We start from the raw sequence: 21093 nt of genomic DNA on the forward strand, positions 1-21093 counted from the left end.
ACGCCTCTTGCCGCGGAATGCTCCGCAGCAGTTATGGGCGTTTCTTGCTTACCAGGGAAGCCGCAATCCAGCCGGTATGGCCTTTGTCCGGGGCACGGAGATGCAGCCAGCCGGTGCCACTGTCATCGATCACGATGACTTCCTCGCCGCCCAGAAGGCGGGTGATGACCGGATAGGATGTGCCGGGCCCCTGGCGCATATTCACGCGTGAGGCACGGATGCTGCGGCGGTCCAAATATGAAACTTCTGCAGGCTGCGGGATCAGTTCTGCAGCGGGGGCCGCGGTGATGGCTGCCAGGCCGCCGTCAAGCGATGCCAGCTGCAGGCCACCGGGTGCCGGCTCGTCTGAAAAGGCGGTTTGTGTCGTGGCTAGCACACCGGATGCGCTGGCCAGATGCCCTGCTGCCACGCGCTGGCGCAACGCCGGATCCGCTGCCGGGCGGGCCGGTCTCTGAATCTGCGCCCGCTGAGTGAGAACAGGCTGGGCCGCGATTGAGGCCGCGGAGAGTCTTGGCCGTTCGGCCGGCTGGGCCGCGGTATCAGTCTCTGCCACGGCAGCGGGCCGTTTGGGCGGCTCGAAATCCGCGCCTCCGCTCAACTCGTAAAAGCCCCACCCAAGGAAGGCGAAAGATACCATAACAAATCGCGACATAACCCGGTCCCCCCAGACCAACAGACAGCAGCTGCACTTTATTGCATGAGTTTGGAATTAAACGCGCGGTGCGGCAGCTTGGTTCCCTTTTATCTAGGGCAAGTTAAAGCTGCGGAAACAGGGGAGAGTCGGCCGGCTTCTCCCCCGAACCGCATCCGCTGCCGCCAAAGCTGCGCAGGACTGTGCGAATTTCGCGCGCGCCCGCTTTACCAATTCCGGCGGCGGCAGTATCACCGATTCATGACCGATCTGGTAGAAGACCCCGACATGCCGTCCGCCCCCGAACAAGGCGAAATCCTGGAACCGCTGCGCCGCGCCATTGGCGAGCGCTATCTGACCTATGCGCTGAGCACTATCATGCACCGCGCACTGCCCGATGCACGTGACGGGCTGAAGCCGGTACACCGGCGCATTCTCTATGCGATGAACCGCCTGCGGCTCAGCTCCACTGGCGGCTTTTTGAAGTCCGCCAAGATTTCCGGCGACACCATGGGCGACTTCCACCCGCATGGCGACGCCGCGATCTATGACGCGATGGCGCGTTTGGCGCAGGATTTCAACGTCCGCTACCCGCTGGTCGACGGCCAGGGCAACTTCGGCAACATCGACGGCGACAACCCGGCGGCCTCGCGCTACACCGAGGCACGGATGACCTTCGTGGCCGAGGCGATGCTCGAAGGCCTGAACGAAGATTCGGTGGATTTCCGCGACAACTATGACGGCCGCCTGACGGAACCGGCGGTGCTGCCCGCCACATTCCCGAACATCCTGGCCAATGGCGCGGCCGGCATTGCGGTCGGCATGGCGACCAACATCCCGCCGCACAATATTGCCGAGCTGATCGACGCCTGCCTGCATCTGATCAAAACCCCGGATGCCCGTGACGAAACGCTGCTGAACTATGTGCCCGGTCCGGACTTCCCCACCGGCGGCGTCATTGTCGAACCCAAGGAAAGCATCGCCAAGGCCTACAGCACCGGACGCGGCTCCTTCCGCCTGCGCTGCACCCACGAGGTCGAGGACCTGGGCCGCGGCCAGTGGCAGATCGTCGTCACCGAGATCCCCTATCAGGTCCAGAAATCCAAGCTGATCGAAAAAATCGCCGAGCTGATCCAGACCAAGAAGGTGCCGATTCTCGCCGATGTGCGCGACGAATCAGCGGAAGACATCCGCATCATCCTCGAACCCAAGTCCAAAAACGTGGACCCCGAGGTTCTGATGAACATGATGTTCCGCAACTCGGATCTGGAAACCCGTTTCAGCCTGAACATGAATGTGCTGATCGACGGCGTCACCCCCAAGGTCTGCTCGATGAAAGAGGTGCTGCGTGCCTTCCTCGATCATCGCCGCGACGTGCTGCAGCGCCGCTCGCAGCACCGGATGGAGAAAATCGACCACCGGCTGGAGGTCCTGGAAGGATTCATTATCGCCTTCCTGAACCTTGACCGTGTGATCGACATCATTCGCTATGATGACGACCCCAAGGCCGCCCTGATCCGCGAGGACTGGAGCCGCGACCACCCCCGCGCTTTCACCGAGGCGGACTATGTTACCCCGGCTCAGGGCGTGGGCGAGCTGACTGAGGTCCAGGCCGAGGCCATCCTCAACATGCGCCTGCGGTCATTGCGCAAGCTGGAAGAGATCGAGCTGGTCCGCGAGCGCGACGCGCTGCGTGCGGAACGGGCCGGGCTGGTTGAGCTTCTGGGGTCCGAAGAGCTGCAGTGGAGCCGGATCTCAGAACAGCTGAAGGACACCAAAAAGCAGTTTGGCAAAGACTACGCCGGCGGCGCCCGCCGTACCCGCTTTGCCGAGGCGGGCGAGGTCGAGGACGTGCCGCTGGAGGCGATGATCGACCGCGAGCCGATCACTGTTGTCTGCAGCCAGATGGGCTGGATCCGGGCAATGACCGGCCATATCGACCTCAGCCGCGAATTGAAGTTCAAGGACGGCGATGGTCCGCGCTTTGTCTTCCATGCGGAAACCACCGACCGGCTGTTGGTGTTCGGTTCCAATGGCCGTTTTTACACCCTGTCGGCGGCGAATCTCCCCGGCGGCCGCGGCATGGGCGAACCGCTGCGCCTGATGGTCGACCTGCCCAACGAGGTGGAGATTGTCGACCTGCTGATCCACAATCCCGAAGGCCGGCTGCTTGTTGCATCCGATGCGGGCAACGGCTTTATCTGCGCAGAGAAGGAAATCGTCGCGCAGACCCGCAGCGGCAAGCAGGTGCTGAACGTCAAGGATGACGATCACGCCAAGATCTGTATCCCGGTCGAAGGCGATCACGTCGCCATTGTCTCGGAAAACGGCAAGTTCCTGGTCTTCGCGGTCGAGGAAATGCCGGAGCTCACCCGCGGCAAGGGCGTACGCCTGCAGAAATACAACATGGCCCGCGGCAAGCAGGGTTCGCTGGAACTGGACGGCGGTCTCAGCGACATCACGACCTTCAATTGGGATGATGGGCTCAAATGGGAAATGGGCGGTGGCAAGACCCGCCACGAAACAGATCTTGGCCAGTGGCTGGGCAAGCGGGCCGGCGTTGGCAAACGCCCGCCGCATGGCTTCCCGCGCGACTACAAGTTCAAATAAGGCGGCTGAAACCTGCTGCCTGCCTGTGCCCCCCGCGCCACCCGCGCGGGGGGCAGCTGTTTCCACCTCTTTACCCGCTGTGCCGTGCCCGGCTATCTGGGCGGTGTCGAATTTCCTTGGGGGGCTCCATGATCCGCTTTCTTTCCATTCTGGCCACGCTGGCCTTGCTCGCGTCCTGCGGTGAAACCCGGTTGGACGAAGCGCCCGAGGACCTTGGCGCTTTTCAGGCACGGGTAACGCATGTCTACACCGAAAAAGCGCTGCAATGGCCGTTGTCCCGCAATGCGGAACACAGCGAATGGGATGCGGCGATGAAGAACGCCCTGGAAACCCGCCTGCGCCGCTATCAGGGGGCGCAGGAATATGATGTGGCGGTTACGCTGGAGGGGTTCATGCTGGCACCGCCCGGCGTGCCGGTGCTGTTCTCCCCCAAAAGCGCGGTGGTGGTGAATGTCTTTGTCTATGACGTTGCGGCAAAGAAATTCCTGGCCAAGAAGCACCAGATGGAGATCTTTGAAAGCACTACCGGCGAAAGCGCGTTGCTGGGATCCGGCCATGCCCGCACCAAAGAGCAGCAAATCCAGGGCCTGGCGGTCAATATTGCCGACAAGGTGGAAGAATGGATGGCTAAGCAGCACGAGGACGAGGGATGGTTTGCGCCACGTCCGGCGGCAGGTTCCGGAAGCGGAGCTGCTGCGGATGCCGCCGCGCCTGCGCCAGCCGGCTGAGCCTTGCGATTTCCGCCTCCGTCAAGCAGGAACGGGTTGATTTTTCCGCTCAAACCAAATAATCCGCCCGCGCAGAGGTAACCGGGTCAATGCATGACCCCTGTTTCAAAAGGGCGCCTAAGGAATGGCTAAGGAAAAGTTTGAGCGTACAAAACCGCACGTCAACATCGGCACCATCGGCCACGTTGATCACGGCAAAACCACGCTGACCGCAGCAATCACCAAATACTTCGGTGACTTCAAAGCCTACGACCAGATCGACGGCGCACCGGAAGAAAAAGCCCGCGGCATCACCATCTCGACCGCGCACGTCGAGTATGAGACCGAAGGCCGCCACTACGCCCACGTCGACTGCCCCGGCCACGCTGACTATGTGAAAAACATGATCACCGGCGCGGCGCAGATGGACGGCGCGATCCTGGTTGTGAACGCAGCTGACGGCCCGATGCCGCAGACCCGCGAGCACATCCTGCTGGGCCGCCAGGTCGGCATCCCGCACATGGTCGTGTTCATGAACAAAGTCGACCAGGTCGACGACGAAGAACTGCTTGAACTGGTCGAGATGGAAATCCGCGAGCTGCTGTCGTCCTACGACTACCCGGGCGACGATATCCCGATCATCGCGGGTTCGGCTCTGGCCGCAATGGAAGGCAACAAGCCTGAAATCGGCGAAGAGAAGATCAAAGAGCTGATGGCCGCTGTGGACGAGTACATCCCGACCCCGGCGCGTGCTGTTGACCAGCCGTTCCTGATGCCGGTTGAAGATGTGTTCTCGATCTCGGGCCGCGGCACCGTTGTGACCGGCCGGGTTGAGCGCGGCGTGATCAACGTTGGCGATTCGATTGAAATCGTTGGTATCCGCGACACCAAAACCACCACCTGCACCGGTGTTGAAATGTTCCGCAAGCTGCTGGACCGCGGTGAAGCCGGCGACAACATCGGCGCCCTGCTGCGCGGTATCGACCGTGACGGCGTTGAGCGCGGCCAGGTTCTGTGCGCACCGAAATCGGTGAACCCGCACACCAAGTTCGAAGCCGAAGCCTATATCCTGACCAAGGAAGAAGGCGGCCGTCACACGCCGTTCTTTGCGAACTACCGTCCGCAGTTCTACTTCCGCACCACCGACGTGACCGGCACCGTGACCCTGCCTGAGGGCACCGAGATGGTTATGCCCGGCGACAACCTGAAGTTCGACGTTGAGCTGATCGCGCCGATCGCGATGGAAAACGGCCTGCGCTTCGCCATCCGCGAAGGCGGCCGCACCGTCGGCGCCGGCGTCGTTTCCAAAATTACCGAGTAAGACGGCTTTGCCGTCTGGCGGGCGGCAGGTGGTTTTGCGCAGCAAAATCATTGAGAGCCCGCACCTCTGAGATAATAGAAAGGGCCGCTCGAAAGAGCGGCCCTTTTTCGTTGTGGCATCCGGAAACCAGCGCGGTTTCCGGGCCGGAAGAAACAATTTTCCGGGCCGCCTCTCTTGCAGGGAACGGTGCTCAGGTGGTTCGGGGCTGCGGGCGCTTGCTAATTCGTCCGGCGGCGCTGTCTGCCGCAGCGGTGATGGCCTCCAGAGAGGCTTCCAAGCTTAAGCGCAAACTTTCTGCCTCGGCATCGGTCGGCTTTTTCGGAACTTCATCTGTCCACTCCTGGCACATCAGCACACCCCGCGAAAACGGCAGAGGCAGCATCTGGCGGTCCCAGGTCGGCAGCTCGACTACTTTTTTTCCGGCGAACGCGACCGTGAACACCCGGCAGCCGGTCATCCGGGCCCAGACAACAGGGACGGTTGAGGATATGCGCGCCGGGCCGCGCGGCCCGTCGGCGGCAATCCCGATTGAACAGCCGTCCCTGGTTCGGCGCAACACTTCACGCGAAAGCGCCACATGGCGTTTGTGGCTGGACATCGGAATGGTCTCAAACCCAAGCCTGACCAGAATCTGGCCGGCCAGCCGCCCGGCGCGGGCCGAGGAAGTCAGGGCGCAGATGCGGCCCAGCGATGTGTCAAACAGATAAGGCGCCATAATCAGCCGCTGGTGCCACAGCACAAAGATCACCGGTTCGCCACGGCGCACGCAGGCATCCATTTCTTCGAAACCGCTGCGGCTCCAGCGCGAGGTGCGGAAGGCGAATCGCACATAGGCGGCAAGCAGCCCCTCGACGGCGCGGTTGACGCCGGGGCTGTCGGCGATTTTCTTTCTCAGACTCACGGTAGGCGGCTCGTATTTTCGGGCGTCCCGGCGCAGGGGCGCAGTTATCTGCTCTGTCTAACTGCTTGGCTGCGCCATGGCAAAGCCTGCAGCGGCCAAACCGAAGGCCTGTACGCAGAAAGCCCGTTTTTCCTCTTGCCAGCGCAACACGTCTGCCTTAGGAAATGCCGCACCGCAGGGGTATAGCTCAGTTGGTAGAGCGACGGTCTCCAAAACCGTAGGTCTCGGGTTCGAACCCTGATGCCCCTGCCATTTTAGACAAACAGCTTTTTCCGATTTCGCCGCGACTGGTTTGAGCCAGTTGGGAGTTTTTGTTCCCCGTTCGTCCTCTTCCAGCTTTCTGATGGCCGATTCTGCCAACCGTGTGTTCCGGTTGAGATAGTACGCATCTAGGATCGCGCCGACATCTTTCAGGCTGTGGCAGGTTATGGTCGCAATCTCCGGAACTTCACATCCTGCGACTGCCAAGCGGGTTACCGCTGTGCTGCGCAGATCGTGGAATGTCAGCCCGGACACCTTTGCCTTGATCAACGTCTTGCGCCATGTCGCGCCGAACCCATGGGATGTCCAAGATGTTCCTTTGGATGTTGTCAGGATCGTCACGGCGGCCTTGTTCTTTGCTGCTTGATCCAGAACGGCCTTCAGCGGGCTAGCCACCGGGATGACCACGCGGCGCTTCGTCTTGTTTTGGCGAAGCCGGATGTGAGTACCATCATAGGCACTCCACGTCAGGCACAGCAGATCGCCTTGGCGTTGGCCGGTCCAAGCCGCCAGAATATAGGCAAGGCGGATGCGTTCGGGCGCGATGGCAAACAGGGCCTCTTCGTCAGCCTGTGTCCAAATGCATTCCGCCCGTTCGGACCGGTAGAGCTTGCCGGGGTTTTTCGCACGGGTTGGCATCGGTCAATCCCCGGTCCAAAGCCCACGCGAGAATCGAAGCGAATGTGGCGAACACGTAATCTGCCTGCATCCGGGATTTCACGGCCATCTTGTCCCGCCACTCAAGGAAGGCGGCGCGAGCGCGGCGGTCGGGCAGGGCGGAAATGGGGAAGTCCCCGAATTCTGGTTCGATCTTCCGAATATGTCCGATGTAGTCTTTATTGGTTCTGGCCCCGAGACCTTGCCACTTGAGGGGCTCTTGGTACTTGTTCAGCAGGGCCTGAATGGTGTCAGACTTTGGCTGTGACTTTTGCGCGACGGCTTCGTTGCAGGCGGCTACAAACTCCGCGGATCCGGGTTTTTCGGGCAGTCTGGGGCCGCCCTTCCAAGCATAGTAGTAGGCGACGCGCTGGCCGTCCGCTAGGCGTTTGCCGACCTTGTTAATTCCTTTGAGCTTCACTCTCATTGCGGTTGGCCTTCCATTTATCAAATGGGGAATCCGCTACAGGTTCGGATTCTGATAAAATGCGGATTTTTCCTGCCTCTGTCACAATTTCGACAATGGCATTGGGATCAGCAGCACGCGCTGCTTAAACAAAGCGTGTGATCTGGGCAGAAGTGAACTGCTGGCGTTTCACCATCAGACCCTCCCCTTGTTCCTGCGGTGAGCGGCATATTTCGCCCGCCGCGCGCGCCGGTTTCCGCCGGGCGGCTTTGGCGGCCCCCAGCTGGCAACGGGGATTTCGATCCGGTCGCCAGGATCTGCTGCGTCATGGATGGCGCGCAGGAAGTCTTCGGTTTTTCCCATGGATGATGATTTCAAGAACGTCACCAGCGCACGCGTTCTGGAACCTTTACGTACATGGCATGCCGTCCCATTCCTGTCCGTCCAGCGTCCGGCCTGCCTTCTGCTTTGCGGTGCGCTTCATCAGGCAGACCCGATCGCCGTGAAAGCCGTGGCCGCCGGTTAGGTTCAGGATGCGGAAGCCGGGTTTTGAAAGCGGCGCAGAGTAATTCGTGCGCCAATCCGGGGCGTCGTGGTCACGATCAATTGCAAGCGCCCGTGCCCCCATCGCTTGAAGAAGAACGGAGTGCCGGCCGATTGGCATTGGTCGCGCAGGCTGCGTGCCCAGTCCGGGTGCATTGGCCGGGCCTTGGGGCCGCTTTCGCCGCCGCAGACGACCAGATGCACCCGCCGGGGGCCGGGGCCGCTGGCGGTGCGGCCTGTGAAGGTTTCGAACCCTTCGCCGCGCAGGGCGTCCAGCGCCGTACCGCCACGCTGCGTCAGGTTCATCGGCCCCGGCAGCGGTTCGGGGCTGACAAAACGGACGGCGGCGGGCACGGCCAGCAGCTGCTAGTCCAGCTTGTCGCATTCCCGGATCAGCGCCCAAAGGTCATCACGCCACGCGGCGTCCACGGCATTATCAAAGACATCAGCCAGAGACGCGCAGAAGATCCGCTGACGCCGCCCGTGGCGGGCAAAGAAGGCATCAGCCTGACGCTGCCACGTGCAGGGCTTTTGCCAGTTCTGGGGGCTTGTCCTGCGGCGTGGAGCCTTCGGCCCCTAAAGGGTGCCGCCGGTAAACCGCTGGTCGCGGGCTTCAGCCTAGCAGTGGTCGCATTCAATCGCGACCTGCTGGCACCCTTCCCACGGGTTGAACGTGTGGTCCGTCCATTCGATTTTCGACTGTTCAGCCATTGCAGGTTCCCTTCACGCTTGCGGCCATCGCCGCGTGCACAGCACCCACTTCCGCCCACTCTTCCGGGGGCAGGAATTCGGCGGGGACAATGATTACCTTGACTTCCTGTTCCGTTGCGGTGATCTCGGCATGCTCCGCCGCGCCTCCAAAATCGGTGCACAGCAATCGCGGGATGTTTTCCTGTTCGAAGTCCGCAAGGTCATGGCGAAAAATCATCCAGACACGCGGCATTTTCTTTGCATCGTTGACCCATCCCATGACCTTGAATTTCAGAAATTCACCGATGCGGGCGGCGGAGCTGCAATGTGCCTTGTCACGACCATAGGTAGTGACGTGTTCGCCGTTCGGGTCATCACCGACGCGCCGGGCGATGATAACAACTTGGTCATAGCCGTAAGCCTTGGCAATGCGCTCTGCGGAGCTGACCGGGATGGGGTTCATCGGCTTTGACATGCTGGAACTCCTTTTTTGGTGCCCTTCGCTGGCTCCTGTTTCCAAGGGCCAGAAAGAGACATCAGGCTTCCGGGGTGCCCCGGAAGGTAGGAAGGCCGGTCTCTTTGGTGGCCTCTTCGATGGCTTCCTTGAAGGCGGTTTTAAAGGCTTTTTCCGGGTTGTAGACGGACTAGCAGGAATTTCACGGTGCTGCCTGCCTTGCGGTAGCGGAGGCGCACGGGCATGCGGTATGCCGCTCCACCCATGAAGACCGGGATCGCGATGATGATCAGCTTCGGAATTTTCAGAGGCTGGCCAGCCGCGTCCTTGTGCTCGTTCAGGAACTGGATTTCGCCTTCGCCGGTGTCGCTGACCAGCGCTAGATCGCTGGTCTCGTACACCTGAAATTGGCGCGACATCTGCAGCAACTGGGTCAGCTGGCCATAGCGGCCTTCGATCTGCTGCGCCAGGCGCATGGCAGTCTGCAACGCAGGTGATGGTCGGTGGCTGCATGTCAGGCTTTGCGAGCAGGACGGATGGGCGTTGATGATGTGACCGCCCCCCGACGGCATCACTGTGCCAAGGTGGGCCTGCAACGATCCGCAAAGTAGAGCGGTCATGTCAGAGATTATCACGGTCGGGCTTGATCTGGGGCAGAATGTGTTTCAGGTCCACGGGACAAATGCAGCGGGGCAGCCTGTCCCGCGCAAGAAACTCGAAGCAGAGAGACCGCTGAAACCTAGGAAGCCGAAGCTGGAGGCAGGCGGAAGATTTGGCAGAAGCACCTGGCAATGCTGCGTCAAATCAACGGCCGCCGTTCGGGCGCGGTCAATTCGACCATCGCCACCTCGGCAAGCGCGGGCAGGTCCCTGATCTGCAGATTTCCATTCTGCCATTGTGCAAGTTTGCTGTCCCGCAGCGTTTTCAGCATCTTGTTCGTGTGTACCAAAGACAGGCCAAGCGCATCTGCCAGGTCCTGCTGGCGGTATGGCAGCGGCACTGTGTCCTTCACCTCCATGCCAACAGATTTGAGCCGCTCGTAAATCCGCACCAGTGCCCAGGAAATGCGCTGCGAAGCATCCCGCTGCCCCAGAGACGCAATGGTTTCGCCCAGGAAATGCTCCTCGACCGCGGCAATCCACGTCAAGTCGTATGCGCGCTCTGGCTGCCGCTGAAACAGCTCATACAACGCAGCGCGGCGGAACACGCACAGCGTCATCGGGGTGGCCGCTTCCACTGAATGCTTCATCTCTCCCATCAGGCTGGCCTGCAGACCGGCTATATCGCCGGGGAAAAGAAAATTGATCACTTGCCGGCGGCCATTTTCCAACGTCGTGTAGCGCGTGCCCATGCCGCTCAGCACTGTATAAAACTGCGGGCTGTTAGATCCTTCCAGCAGGATCGTCGTGCCTGCATCCACCGTTAGCTCTCCAGTTTTAAACTCCTGGGTAAAGATGACTTCTTCACGCGACATTGGTGTAAAAACGGGCCGCTTGCGCAGCGGGCAATTCTGGCAGGCGGTTGGTGACACGGGCCTTCCCCTTTCGCAGCTATGTCACAGTTTAATGCGCCTGAACCGGAAAAGTTCCAAAATGCTTGACTGTAGGGGGGAGCGGAAGCAATGGAAGAGCCCAATCAAGACAGGGCACATGTCTATCTGATCGTGTCCAGAAACTACCTGATCACTTGCGATATCTGCGATACCATTTCGGACTTTGACCCGGTGGCCGAAATCAGTGTGCAAAAGGGGCATGAATGCGCGCTGATGTCGATCACGCCATTCCGGCGGATTGCGGTGGCCTTTGTCGAAGCGGGATCCGAACAGGTTACCAGTCTCAAGATTGATCAGGCGGTTCAGGGACGCGGCGGGAGGCTGGTCCTATTGGGTGATGCTGCCGAAGACGAACTGGACGGGCATTCACCGCGCTTAAGATGGCCGGTGCTTGCCCGCCCAGTTTCCACCCGGATGATTCAGGCGCATCTGGCGCAGGAGCAGTGCAGGACGCGGAGCAATCGCGGTGTTGCCGGGCAAAGATAGGGATTGCAGCAGAATTGCCGAAGTCCGTGAATGTTGATGGCTGTTGCACTGGAAGCGCGTGTTAAAGTGCACATGAATGCCTGGGTCGTCTGGTCACTCTTTCCCGGAATTTCTCCCGTTTTTTGCATACTTGAGACTATAAGCTGCGTGTTTCAGATTGACCGGCCTATTTATTTTGCGATCGCATCCATAGCGCGGCCGACAGTGAAGCCGTGCAACATGGTCGAAAGCAGGATGGTCAGCCCGATCAGTGCCCATAATTCCGGTTCGTTCACAAACTCCAAATGTGCGCCGGCGTAGCAGAGATAATAGATTGACCCGATCCCCCGGACACCAAACACGGACACCACAAAACGGTCGCGTTTGCGGAGCTGCGAACCAGCCAGCGAGATCCAGCCAGCCAGAGGCCGGATCACACCGATAAGCAAAAGCGCCAATAGGAGATGTGCCCAGGTTAGATCTTCAAGAAGAACCGGCAGGACATTGCCAAGGGCAACTAATAGCAGTGCTGTCAAAGCGTGTTCGATTGTTTCGCAGAAATCGTGCAGCCTGCGGTGAAAACGGTGTTCATTTTCGATCCGGCGCAATGTCAGGCCCATGACGGCGACGGCGATGAACCCGTAGCCTTCGACCAGTTCGGTCGAGCCGTAGCAAAGCAATACCCCGGCAACCGCCACAACACCCGACGCTGTGTCAGCCAGAACCGCAGAACGGGGAAACCGAAACAGCACTTGCCCCAGCGCCCAGCCACCGCAGGCGCCCATCACAACACCTGTTGAGATACGGTACGCGACATCAATAATAAGCCAGTCAGCCAGCCATGCCTGAGGGTTCAACCCCTGCACGGCAACAATGAGGCCGAGGTAGACAAAGGGGAAGGCGAGCCCGTCATTGAGCGCCGCTTCAGTTGTCAGAGTAAAACGCACCGGGTGTTCGTTGCCTTCCATCGGCGGACCGACTTGCACGTCACCCGCAAGCACCGGGTCTGTCGGGGCCAGCACGGCACCCAGGAGTATTGCGCCGGCAGCAGTCATGCCGCCCAAGCCCCACCCCAGCACGGCAACCGCCAGGATTGTGAGCGGCATCCCGATGAGGAGAAGCCGGACCGTCGGGCCCCATTTTTTCCATGGCCTCAGGCTGTCGAGGCGGAGACCGGCTGCAAACAGCGCAATAATCACAGTCAGCTCGCTGACAACTTCCCAAGGCTTCGGGTGAGCGCGCGGGTCTGGAAGCTGGGGCAGGCCAGGAACCAGCCAGTATGCCGCCATTCCGAGCAGGATGAGAAGCGGTGCGGCGGCAGGCTCTCGGGTTGAAAAGAAGCGCGGTGACCAATGAGCAAGAATGATCACTACACCCATGGCTGCAAGCATCAGGTGATAGGAGGCTAAGCCAAAGAATTCAGTGTGGTCCATGAGCGCCATTGAGCAGCATTTTGCGCCGCCAGACCAGTCTTAGGCAGTCTGGCGGACCGGTCTTTGAATTGCAGGAGAGCGTGCGGCCTAAGATGTAGTGGTTCCGATGTGATCTGACAGTTGGCCGTTTTTCCGGCGGCGTCTGTCAGGTCAAGTTTGGTTCAGGAACTTTTCCTTCCAGATTTCTTTGCCCTCGATCATGGTCTGAAACGGCGTTCTGCCGCAACACATTTTGCCCTGATGAGTGCGCTCGTGGTTGTAGTGGTGCAGCCATTCGTCCAGATCGGCCTGCAAGGCTTCGATGCTGTCGTAGAGCTTCTTGCGGAACGCGACCTGATAAAACTCCTGCAACACCGTCTTGTGAAACCGTTCGCAGATGCCATTGGTCTGCGGTGATTTCACCTTGGTTTTGGTGTGGTCGATATCGTTGATCGCCAGGAAGAGCTGGAAATCGTGTTTGTCGACGCGCCCGCAGTATTCCGTCCCGCGATCTGTCATGATCCGCAGCACCGGCAGGTCGTGCTCGTCATGGAATGGCAGCACTCGGTCATTGAGCAGGTCGGCTGCGGTGATCGGTGTTTTGGTGGTGTAGAGCTTGGCATGCGCCACCTTGCAATAGGTGTCCACGTAAGTCTGCTGATAGACCCGCCCGACGCCCTTGAGGGTGCCGACATAAAACGTGTCCTGTGATCCCAGATAGCCGGGATGGGCTGTTTCCACCTCGCCGCAGGCTTCATCGTCGAGCTTCTTCTTCTCCAGCGCCTGCACCTGGGCCTCGGTCAGGATCATGCCGTCCTCGGCCACCTTGGCTTCCAACGCCCTCAGCCGGGCCTTGAAGTTCGCCAGATCGTGCCGCAGCCAGATCGACCGGACACCCGAGGGTGAGACGAAGACACCCAGCTTACGCAACTCGTTCGAAGTGCGGGCCTGACCGTAGGCCGGGAAATCAGTGGCGGATTTGATGACGGCCTGCTCGGTCGCGTCGTCCACCCGGTTTGCCAGATTGGGCTTGCGCCGGGTGCGCTCAAACAGCGCTTCCACGCCGCCTTCTTCAACGGCTGACTTGTAGCGATAGAAAGTATCCCGGCTATAGCCCATCACCTGACAGGCTTTCGAGACATTCCCCAGTTCCTCGGCCAGATTCAGCAGGCCGGTTTTGTGTTTGATGATCTTGTCGGTAGTATTCAACATCGTGGTTTCCTCGTTTCGATGGTTTGGTTGGCACCACCATCAAAACGGACAACCATCTCCCTTCAAGGGAACCACCGCCCCCAATCCAATTTGAAAAAATGGGGGCGGTGTCAGATCACATCGAGACTAATTCACCTAAGAATATTGCCACCAGATGGCCGCACGGCTTTGGTACCTGATAGGCGGAACTCACCGCATAGTGTGAAAAACGCTATGCGGTCTGCGCCTATTTCAGATGCTCTCCAGCATGCGGTCGACAGCTTGGCGGACTTCGTCCTTGGTCTTGCCCAGTTTCTGCTGAAGCAGCCCTTCCAATTGTTCGCGCTCGCCCTTGGCCTGTTCCAGTTCGTCGTCGGTCAGATCGCCATAGGTCTCGCGTAGGCGGCCCTTGAGTTCGGTCCATTTGCCGGTGAAACGGTCGTCGTCCATGTCGTGTTCTCCTTTCAAGATCGGGCGGAAACCGGGGGTGTGCCGCGGTGACGCGCTCTCAATTAGAAAACGCTGCCGAGGCCGTAAGGTTCCGTGTAGGCCGTGAAACTTGCATCGGCAGAAATCCACAGCCGGCGTGCGGCAGTGGCCACCTTGGAGTTTCAGGACCGGCTGGCTGCCGGGCGGTCTCTGCCGTCGTGACAGCGTGTCTCCCTTCGAAGCCGGGCATGACCTTCATTCATTGTGCCGGAATGCATTATTCGCTGACCATCTCCATCACAGCATCCAGGTGGGATGTCTTGAACGGGCGAGAAAGCATGGGCAGGGACTGCAGTTCCGGCTCGGTGGTGTCCCCATTCACCAGGATGACAGGCCAATTTTTTGACAGAGCTGTGAAAAGCCAGTCACGCGCCGCCGGTTCACTAAGCGGGAAGGCAAAGAACACCAGCCGGGGCGGCGGTTGGCTGTCATCGAAAAATGCGGAACACTGCTCAATTTTGGTTTCGCTCAAAACGGTATCGAGACCGCGGCGGATCAGATAGTCGCTTATGTCAAGCGCTTCAAAAGCGTTCTTAGTCAGGATCAATACCGGCGCTTCCGCGCCGCGAGTTTCAGTACCCATAAGGTCTCCATTCACTTGTAGAGGAGCCATGGCATTGCGCCGGGCAGCTGGCATTAAACTATGACATATCGAGTCTCGAAAAATGTCGTCAGAGTGTTTTTCCGTCCGGACACAGCCGCGGGATGGCTAACCCGAAGGCGGGCAAGGGAGGGTGTCGGCTAACCTGTTGATAAATATTGGTTGTCGTGCATTGCCCTGGGGTAGTGCGGTTGGAAGAGGAAGGTCTTCCCTGAAAGCTTCGGCCGCAACGGCGGGTAAAGTCAATTGTCACAGGACACTTCACTCCAGCGGGCGGCACGTTAGGGGCTATGCCCCTTGGCCAGCGCGGGATATCCGGGCGTCATATGGCGGATTTGCAACGTGATCCAAGCCGAACGGCGCGGTTGCCTCCAGGCGTTTTAAAGCCAGGGGGACTGCTTTATGGATTTTTGTATGAGGACAATCCAGGTCGCCAGTCATCCAGCGTCTTGCCTGCGGACCGTTTGCAGCAGCCGGATGCGGAGAGCGCACTGCTCCGGCAGGCGAACCGTCACCTGCATAACAGTGCGGACCTGCCGCAGCGATGGCCGCCGAGTGGTGCAACTGCCTTGGAATTGATCGGGAGGATGCGGATTTGAACCGTAGAAAGATTTATACCGGGCGGCATCAGGGGCGCATCCTGACGCTTGGGCATGGATTGAAGGCGTTTTTAGTGTGCCTGGTTGCTGCGGCTGCACTCTGCCTTGGAACGGCCAGCGGCCAGGCACAGACCGCCACTGATCCGGTTCAGACCGACGGCCTGATCGAAGTCGGCGACGCGGCAGTGCGCGATAGCGCGATTTTGAGCAGGATCGAAAAACTGCTCGCTGAAATTGAAGGCTATGGGGCCGTGACAGTATCGGTTTCCGAAGGTGTTGTCCGTATCACCGGCCAGGTGATCGACAATGCGGCGCAAGACAGGCTGACGCAGATCGTCAACCGCGTGGCCGGTGTGGTGGCGATTGAGAACGAGACCGAAATCAGCGGCACGCTCGAAGAGAGGCTGGCCCCCGCGGTGGACCGGATTGCCGCCCGCACGCGGAATCTGCTGGCGAACGGGCCGATTTTTCTGGTTGCGGTGACGGCCTTCTTTCTGGTGGCGGCAGGAGGCTGGCTGCTGACGACGCGGATCGGCATCTGGACCCGGCTGGCGCCCAACCCCTTTATCGCGGATGTCTACCGGGCGGTTGCGCGTATCATGTTCATTCTGACGGGGCTGGTTCTGGCGCTTGATATCATGAACGCAACGGCGCTGATTGGTGCCGTGCTGGGGGCGGCGGGGGTAGTTGGCCTGGCGCTTGGCTTTGCGGTGCGTGACACAGTGGAGAACTTCATTGCCTCCATTCTGCTTAGCCTGCGCCAGCCGTTCAGGCCCAATGACTACGTGGACATTCAGGGCGATCAGGGAACGGTGGCGCGGCTGACTTCGCGGGCAACCATCCTGATCTCTCCCGAGGGCAACCATATCCGAATTCCCAATGCCACTGTCTTTAAGGGGCGCATCGTGAATTTCACCCGCGATCCGCATCGCCGTTTCGGCTTTGATCTGGGCGTGGATGCCGACGCGGATCTGGCAGCGGCGTTGTCCACAGCCGTGGCCGCACTCGAGGCGCAGCCATTTGTGCTGGAAGATCCGGAGGTTGGCGCCTGGATCAGCGAAGTCGGGGATTCCAATGTGATCCTGACCTTCACCGGCTGGGTAGATCAGACCCAAGTGGATTTCGCCAAGGCGCGCGGTGAGGCGATCCGGGCAGCCAAAATGGCGCTGGAAGGCGCGGGATTCGGCCTGCCCGAACCAATCTACCGGGTCCGTCTGGACGGGGCGCAAGACGCTGCTGCTGCCGCCCCGGCGAAGCGCGTTGACACCCGGAAAACCCCGCCAGCGGCCAGCAGCGCAGATTTGCCCGAGGCCGCCGATCCGGCGCGGGCGGAACCGGCGGTGACCGGGGCCGCCGAGCGGGAGCGTGAGGGGCTGGATGGTGTGGAGAACTTGCTGGATGCGCAGCAGCGCGCCGAGTAAGGACCGGCTGCCGCCCGCACCTGGCGGTGCGGGCATATTCCACTCACATAATATTGTGCAATGGATCCTCAGCCGTCTTTGCAGGCAGGCTGTGGCGCGGATCCAGCATAACTCCCAGCCACAACAGAAGCGGCAGCGCCACAAATGCACCGATGGGACCCCACAGCCACAGGCCGAAAACAATGGCCAGAAAGACCAGCAACGGGTTCACTGCCAGACGGTTGCCGACCAGTAATGGCGTGACGATATTCGCCTCGGTCAGGTTAATGATAAGGAACAGCACCGGCGGCGCCACCGCAAGGGCACCGGTGAATTGCAGGGCGCCGGCAATACCCAGCCCCAGAATCATCAGCAGCGGGCCAAGGTAAAGAACGTAGTTCAGCAGGGCTGCCGCAAGCCCCCAGAGCACGGCGTATTCCAGCCCCAAAGCCAAGAAAATGCCTGCAGTCACCACACCAAGACCAGCATTCACCACGGTGATCGCGGCAAAATAGCGGGCCACGGCCTTGTCGGCATGCTTGAGCCGGCCGTACAACGGACCGGTGAGGCGGTAGAGATCGTCCCGGGTCAGCGTGAAGAAGAACAGCGTGCCCACGAAGATGAACACTTGAGAGAGAAAGCTGGGCGCCAGCCACAGCGCGTCCCCCACGGATGGGATGGCGGTCTGGGGCTCCATCGCTTCAGCGCCGACAGTGTTTTCGATTTCCTCGCTGATGGTCTCTATCCCGCGCAGCAAGGAAGAGGCCTTGTCGATCAGTGAGGATATGACAGCCTTGATGCGCGGCAGTTCCTCGATCAGGGCATTCACGACCGGCTCGATCAGCAGTACGGCGGTGGCCACAAACAATGTGCAGGCAAGCAGCAGAGACAAGGCAATCACCAGCCGCGGCACGCCATAGCGTGCCAGCTTGTCAGCAAGCGGCGACACAACGATGCCCAGAACCAGAGCAAAACTCATCGGTGCCAGGATCTGCTGTGCATGCTGCAATGCCGCTGTGATGCTGATGATCGTGAGGATCATCAGCATCACCCGGACCCCCCGGCCGCTGAGTGTGGTCTTTAGATATCCTGGCATTGCCGTCAGACAGAAGCCGCATGCGGTGCCGGGCCGGTATCTGACGGATCGAGGCTTGCGCTGGCCTTGCGGTGCAGCTTGTCCATTTCCTCGCGCAGGGCGGCCTCGGCTTTGGCGGCCAGCGCATCACGGCGGGCGCCAAGCAACTCGTCCTCCTGACGGGTAGAAGGCAGCAAGGCCCCGATCAGTGCGCCCAGGCCTAGGGCAATGGCCCCGGCGGCCAGCGGGTTCTGATCGAAAAAAGTTCGCGAGCGGGCCGCGGCTTTGGCGGTATGCGATTCAACTTTCTCCTGCGCCTGCAGGGCAGCAGTGCGCGCCTTCAACACCCGCTTGCGGGCAGCTGCGGGCAGGGCGTCCAGCCCTGCGTCCAGTGTCTCGCGCATCTTGCCAGCGCGGAGGGTTTCTTCACTCATACCGGTCATCTCCTGTTTAATGGCGGCATCTGCCGCGGCGACACGCGCGTCAAAACCGGCAAAAGCGGCTTCGGGGGGAACGGCGGCGGCCGGCTTGGCGGCGGTGCGCGGGCGGCTGCTGCTGCCGGTTCCGGTGAACAGAAGGGCCAACCCAGCCCCGGCCAGAACCAGGGCTGCGGGATTGCGCTTGGCTGCGGTAATTGCCTGGCGCCCCAGTTCGCCGCCATAGCCGTTTGCCGCTGCCGAAAGCTGTTCGGTCACCGATTGCGGCGCAACGGTGCCGGACAGGCTGGACAGGCTTTCTGCCAGCCGGCGGCGGTTTGCGTCCACGCGCTGTTCGATCTCTTCAGTAGCGGGCATTTGCGGCCTCCTTGATGCTGGCGGCATCTTTTTTAACATTGCTGATGGTGCGCGATGGCAGCAGCGCCTCGCTGCTGAGCTGCGACTTGCCGAACAGCAGCAGACCCAGGGCAATGGCGATCAGCCCGCCGCCGACGATCAGCGCGGCCCATCCGGCGGACAGGCCTGCGGATGCAATCCAGGCGACCAGCGCTGCCGCAAGCACATGCAGTCCAGCCAGCGCCACCAGAGCGGCAATAGCGAAACAAGCCAGCCCGGTTCCGGCGCGGGCGGCATTCTCCTTCAGCTCGCTCTTGGCAAGCTCGGCCTCACTGCGCAGCAGTGCCGTGAAATGCCGGAGAGCTTCCAGGAACATATCCGGCGCTTGGCGCAGATCATGACGTGCCATGCCCGGCCTCCTGCGTCATATCTGCCGGACCGTTGCTGCGGCCGTCCGGTTCGCTTGCCTTGAGGAAGCGGGTGGCGGCGAACCCGGCCAGTGCCGCGCCGCCCAAAAACAGCAGCGGATTGCGGCGCGCAAAGGCACTGACATCACGCACAGACTGTTCAATGTCCAAGCTGCGCACCCGGTGGGCGGCGTCCTCAAGGTGGCCGGCAACCATCTGCGCGGCCTGCGACTGCATGGAGCCCAGTGCAAAAGCATCCGCTGCGGCGCCAGCGGCATCCGCTGTAGCCTGCACCTCGCGGGCGGCCTGCGACTGCGCGGCGTCTGCGGCATCGCGAACCGTGCCTTTAACCGCACCCTTGGCCTTGCGGCCCAGATCGGCAGCTTGGGCGCGGGCTTGCGATTCCAGATCAGAAGTATCGGTCATATCATCTGCCTCTTTGGTCTCGGGGTTCTAGGGGAAAACGCGCGCTGACGCTTTTTGTTCCCTTGGTCGAATGAAAACGGCCCGGCGTCCGAAGCCCGGGCCGCACAATGGCTGCAGCAGCCGAGTCAGATTTTCGCGGCAGAGGACTTTGGACCTGCAATCAGCCAGATGATAAATCCCACAACGGGCAGAATGAGGATCACCAGCGTCCAAAGGATCTTGGCTGCGGTGGAGGCGCCAGAAGACAGGATCTGAATGATCGCATAAATGTCGGCGGCCAGCACCAGCAGGCCAATAATTCCATATTCCATGATTTGCTCCCTTCGGTTTGTTGTTCTGAAGGGAAAACGCGCGGAACCGGCAAAAGGTTCCCTGCCAGGGCAAAAATGGAAGGTGACCCATTTAGGGATGGCGGCCGGCCAGCCGCAAAAAAGCCGCGCTGGCTGCGCGGCTTTGGCAAATTTCGAGTAATTCGGACGGCCCCTGCGGGCGGCAGGGTCAAAAACGGCTGCGCATGGCAAGGCCCAGCAGCACCCCAACGCCCAAGGCGCCGGCAATGGCAAGGCCCGGGTTTTTCCTGACAAATGCTTGTCCCTCTTTGGTCAGACGCTGCATTTCACCGGAACTGTACTGAAGCCCGGCGTCAATCTGCTCTTGCGCCTGCTGAACCGTTTGAGCGGCCTGCTCTTTTACGCGTCCTGCGAGGTTGCCGGACTCGCTGTCTGAAGTGGATGCGGCGCTGCTTTTGGATTTCTGCTGTGCTTCGGCTGTGTTGGTCATGTGTCGGGTTCCTTTTACTAGCTGCCATTCTGCTGTGTGCGTGCGGCGGGTCAGGTCAGCCTTTTATCAGGCGGACAATGATCGAGAGGACAAAGAGCACCAGGAAAATCACAAAGAGGATCTGTGCGATCCCGGCGGATGCGCCCGCGATGCCGCTGAATCCAAGAACTGCGGCGACGAGTGCCACGACGAGAAACGTGATTGCCCAACCAAGCATGGCTCTTTCCCTTCATTGTTTGCGCGCTGCGAAGAGCGCCATCTGGCAAGTTAACGGCTGAGCGGGCGAATGGTTCCGGATTTCCGTTGCCATGACTGCAATGCTGCGGATTCTTAGCAAAAGAAAAAGCGCAGCGGCCGGCGCTGCGCTTTGTGAAACCGGGACGCTTGATCAGCCGCCGTCGCTGGCGTCTTCTTCAGGGCTTTGAATGTCGACGGTGGGGACGGTCACGGTCACTTCTTTGGTGCCGGTTTCAATGTCGCCAACCTCGGCGTCGAATTCCGGCAGCTGACCGCCTTCGACGGAGACCTCCACATCAGGAAGACGGGTATCCTGGGTCTGATCGATGTCGATCATATAGATGCCAAATACCAGCACAAGGATGCCAGCGACTGCGGCAAGAATAATAGGAGGTTTCACGATACTGTCCTTTCGGGTTGCTTCATCCGGCTAACGCGCCCGCGAGCGGAAAGGTTCCGTAAAAACCGCCCGGCACAGCAAAAAAATGCAAGTCGATTCAAGGCT

The 21093-nt window shown here is 60.4% G+C and carries 24 protein-coding genes, 1 tRNA gene and 3 pseudogenes; 8 read left to right on the plus strand and 20 right to left on the minus strand.

Annotation, left to right across the window (positions count from 1 at the left end):
* Window positions 1-31 precede the first annotated feature (31 nt).
* Window positions 32-652, minus strand: a complete 621-nt coding sequence (locus tag ETW24_RS00900) for an SH3 domain-containing protein (RefSeq protein WP_129369355.1) — start codon at window positions 650-652, stop codon at window positions 32-34.
* Window positions 653-892: 240 nt separating this feature from the next.
* On the opposite strand from ETW24_RS00900, the gene ETW24_RS00905 reads away from it, so the two are divergent.
* The 3 genes from ETW24_RS00905 (at window position 893) to tuf (ending at window position 5269) form a co-directional block, all read left to right on the plus strand.
* Complete coding sequence (locus ETW24_RS00905) at window positions 893-3241, plus strand: DNA topoisomerase IV subunit A (protein ID WP_129369356.1); 2349 nt, start codon at window positions 893-895, stop codon at window positions 3239-3241.
* 128 nt (window positions 3242-3369) lie between these two features.
* On the plus strand, window positions 3370-3969 hold the full coding sequence (locus ETW24_RS00910) for a hypothetical protein (protein WP_129369357.1): 600 nt from the start codon (window positions 3370-3372) through the stop codon (window positions 3967-3969).
* Window positions 3970-4093: 124 nt separating this feature from the next.
* Window positions 4094-5269, plus strand: a complete 1176-nt coding sequence (gene tuf, locus ETW24_RS00915; protein ID WP_072503619.1) for an elongation factor Tu — start codon at window positions 4094-4096, stop codon at window positions 5267-5269.
* A gap of 190 nt (window positions 5270-5459) precedes the next feature.
* Here tuf and ETW24_RS00920 read toward each other — a convergent pair whose 3' ends face one another.
* The gene (locus tag ETW24_RS00920) at window positions 5460-6170 is read right to left on the minus strand and encodes a lysophospholipid acyltransferase family protein (RefSeq protein WP_129369358.1); all 711 of its coding nucleotides are present in this window, start codon (window positions 6168-6170) and stop codon (window positions 5460-5462) included.
* A gap of 176 nt (window positions 6171-6346) precedes the next feature.
* On the opposite strand from ETW24_RS00920, the gene ETW24_RS00925 reads away from it, so the two are divergent.
* Window positions 6347-6422: transfer RNA gene (locus ETW24_RS00925), tRNA-Trp, on the plus strand.
* Between the two features lie 222 nt (window positions 6423-6644).
* Here the strand turns inward: ETW24_RS00925 and ETW24_RS24610 are convergent.
* Together ETW24_RS24610 and ETW24_RS24615 are read right to left on the minus strand one after the other, a co-directional pair.
* Window positions 6645-7070: pseudogene (locus ETW24_RS24610) on the minus strand (tyrosine-type recombinase/integrase); the annotation flags it as partial.
* Complete coding sequence (locus tag ETW24_RS24615; RefSeq protein WP_254695666.1) at window positions 6997-7515, minus strand: hypothetical protein; 519 nt, start codon at window positions 7513-7515, stop codon at window positions 6997-6999. The gene ETW24_RS24615 and the pseudogene ETW24_RS24610, both read right to left, overlap by 74 nt.
* A 340-nt stretch (window positions 7516-7855) precedes the next feature.
* On the opposite strand from ETW24_RS24615, the gene ETW24_RS24105 reads away from it, so the two are divergent.
* Complete coding sequence (locus tag ETW24_RS24105; RefSeq protein WP_164982663.1) at window positions 7856-8020, plus strand: hypothetical protein; 165 nt, start codon at window positions 7856-7858, stop codon at window positions 8018-8020.
* A gap of 2 nt (window positions 8021-8022) precedes the next feature.
* Here the strand turns inward: ETW24_RS24105 and ETW24_RS24620 are convergent.
* From ETW24_RS24620 to ETW24_RS24110, 3 genes and pseudogenes are all read right to left on the minus strand, one after another.
* Window positions 8023-8748, minus strand: a pseudogene (locus ETW24_RS24620) (DUF5131 family protein).
* Entirely contained in the window at window positions 8741-9202 is a 462-nt protein-coding gene (locus ETW24_RS24415) for a hypothetical protein (RefSeq protein ID WP_205877319.1), read from the minus strand. The pseudogene ETW24_RS24620 and the gene ETW24_RS24415 overlap by 8 nt, the downstream one beginning before the upstream one ends.
* Window positions 9203-9342: 140 nt before the next feature.
* The gene (locus ETW24_RS24110; RefSeq protein ID WP_164982664.1) at window positions 9343-9657 is read right to left on the minus strand and encodes a DUF2303 family protein; all 315 of its coding nucleotides are present in this window, start codon (window positions 9655-9657) and stop codon (window positions 9343-9345) included.
* Between the two features lie 142 nt (window positions 9658-9799).
* Between ETW24_RS24110 and ETW24_RS24625 the strand changes: the two are divergent.
* A pseudogene (locus tag ETW24_RS24625) lies at window positions 9800-9916 on the plus strand (IS110 family transposase); the annotation flags it as partial.
* A gap of 64 nt (window positions 9917-9980) precedes the next feature.
* Here the strand turns inward: ETW24_RS24625 and ETW24_RS00955 are convergent.
* Complete coding sequence (locus tag ETW24_RS00955; protein ID WP_129369360.1) at window positions 9981-10712, minus strand: Crp/Fnr family transcriptional regulator; 732 nt, start codon at window positions 10710-10712, stop codon at window positions 9981-9983.
* 90 nt (window positions 10713-10802) lie between these two features.
* Here ETW24_RS00955 and ETW24_RS00960 point away from each other — a divergent pair, with 90 nt between their 5' ends.
* Window positions 10803-11219: a hypothetical protein gene (locus ETW24_RS00960; protein ID WP_129369361.1), complete on the plus strand. Its 417-nt coding sequence runs from the start codon at window positions 10803-10805 to the stop codon at window positions 11217-11219.
* Window positions 11220-11389: 170 nt separating this feature from the next.
* Here the strand turns inward: ETW24_RS00960 and ETW24_RS00965 are convergent, their stop codons facing one another.
* The 4 genes from ETW24_RS00965 to ETW24_RS00980 all read right to left on the minus strand — a co-directional run bounded on the left by ETW24_RS00965 (window position 11390) and on the right by ETW24_RS00980 (window position 14873).
* Window positions 11390-12631, minus strand: a complete 1242-nt coding sequence (locus ETW24_RS00965) for a cation:proton antiporter (protein WP_441328135.1) — start codon at window positions 12629-12631, stop codon at window positions 11390-11392.
* Between the two features lie 150 nt (window positions 12632-12781).
* Window positions 12782-13822, minus strand: a complete 1041-nt coding sequence (locus ETW24_RS00970; RefSeq protein ID WP_129369363.1) for an IS481 family transposase — start codon at window positions 13820-13822, stop codon at window positions 12782-12784.
* Between the two features lie 231 nt (window positions 13823-14053).
* Complete coding sequence (locus ETW24_RS00975) at window positions 14054-14251, minus strand: CsbD family protein (RefSeq protein WP_129369364.1); 198 nt, start codon at window positions 14249-14251, stop codon at window positions 14054-14056.
* 256 nt (window positions 14252-14507) lie between these two features.
* On the minus strand, window positions 14508-14873 hold the full coding sequence (locus ETW24_RS00980; protein ID WP_129369365.1) for a hypothetical protein: 366 nt from the start codon (window positions 14871-14873) through the stop codon (window positions 14508-14510).
* 613 nt (window positions 14874-15486) lie between these two features.
* Here ETW24_RS00980 and ETW24_RS00985 point away from each other — a divergent pair.
* Window positions 15487-16911, plus strand: coding sequence for a mechanosensitive ion channel domain-containing protein (locus ETW24_RS00985; RefSeq protein ID WP_254695667.1), 1425 nt, complete (start codon window positions 15487-15489; stop codon window positions 16909-16911).
* A gap of 43 nt (window positions 16912-16954) precedes the next feature.
* Here the strand turns inward: ETW24_RS00985 and ETW24_RS00990 are convergent, their stop codons facing one another.
* From ETW24_RS00990 to ETW24_RS01025, 8 genes are all read right to left on the minus strand, one after another.
* A complete protein-coding gene (locus ETW24_RS00990; protein ID WP_254695668.1) occupies window positions 16955-17938 on the minus strand; it encodes an AI-2E family transporter in 984 nt (327 codons plus the stop codon).
* A 53-nt stretch (window positions 17939-17991) separates the two neighbouring features.
* Window positions 17992-18759 carry a hypothetical protein gene (locus ETW24_RS00995; RefSeq protein WP_129369368.1) on the minus strand — a complete coding sequence of 256 codons (768 nt, stop codon included), beginning with the start codon at window positions 18757-18759 and terminating at the stop codon, window positions 17992-17994.
* Complete coding sequence (locus tag ETW24_RS01000) at window positions 18746-19147, minus strand: phage holin family protein (protein ID WP_129369369.1); 402 nt, start codon at window positions 19145-19147, stop codon at window positions 18746-18748. Before ETW24_RS01000 ends, ETW24_RS00995 begins: the two co-directional genes overlap by 14 nt.
* On the minus strand, window positions 19134-19571 hold the full coding sequence (locus ETW24_RS01005) for a hypothetical protein (RefSeq protein WP_129369370.1): 438 nt from the start codon (window positions 19569-19571) through the stop codon (window positions 19134-19136). Before ETW24_RS01005 ends, ETW24_RS01000 begins: the two co-directional genes overlap by 14 nt.
* A 125-nt stretch (window positions 19572-19696) precedes the next feature.
* Entirely contained in the window at window positions 19697-19882 is a 186-nt protein-coding gene (locus tag ETW24_RS01010; RefSeq protein WP_129369371.1) for a PLD nuclease N-terminal domain-containing protein, read from the minus strand.
* Between the two features lie 187 nt (window positions 19883-20069).
* Complete coding sequence (locus tag ETW24_RS01015) at window positions 20070-20351, minus strand: hypothetical protein (RefSeq protein WP_129369372.1); 282 nt, start codon at window positions 20349-20351, stop codon at window positions 20070-20072.
* A gap of 55 nt (window positions 20352-20406) precedes the next feature.
* Window positions 20407-20568, minus strand: coding sequence for a DUF1328 domain-containing protein (locus ETW24_RS01020; RefSeq protein WP_129369373.1), 162 nt, complete (start codon window positions 20566-20568; stop codon window positions 20407-20409).
* Between the two features lie 171 nt (window positions 20569-20739).
* Window positions 20740-20988: a hypothetical protein gene (locus ETW24_RS01025; RefSeq protein ID WP_129369374.1), complete on the minus strand. Its 249-nt coding sequence runs from the start codon at window positions 20986-20988 to the stop codon at window positions 20740-20742.
* Between the last annotated feature and the right edge of the window lie 105 nt (window positions 20989-21093).

The organism is Leisingera sp. NJS204 (assembly GCF_004123675.1).
In the GTDB taxonomy this organism is placed as follows: Bacteria; Pseudomonadota; Alphaproteobacteria; order Rhodobacterales; family Rhodobacteraceae; genus Leisingera.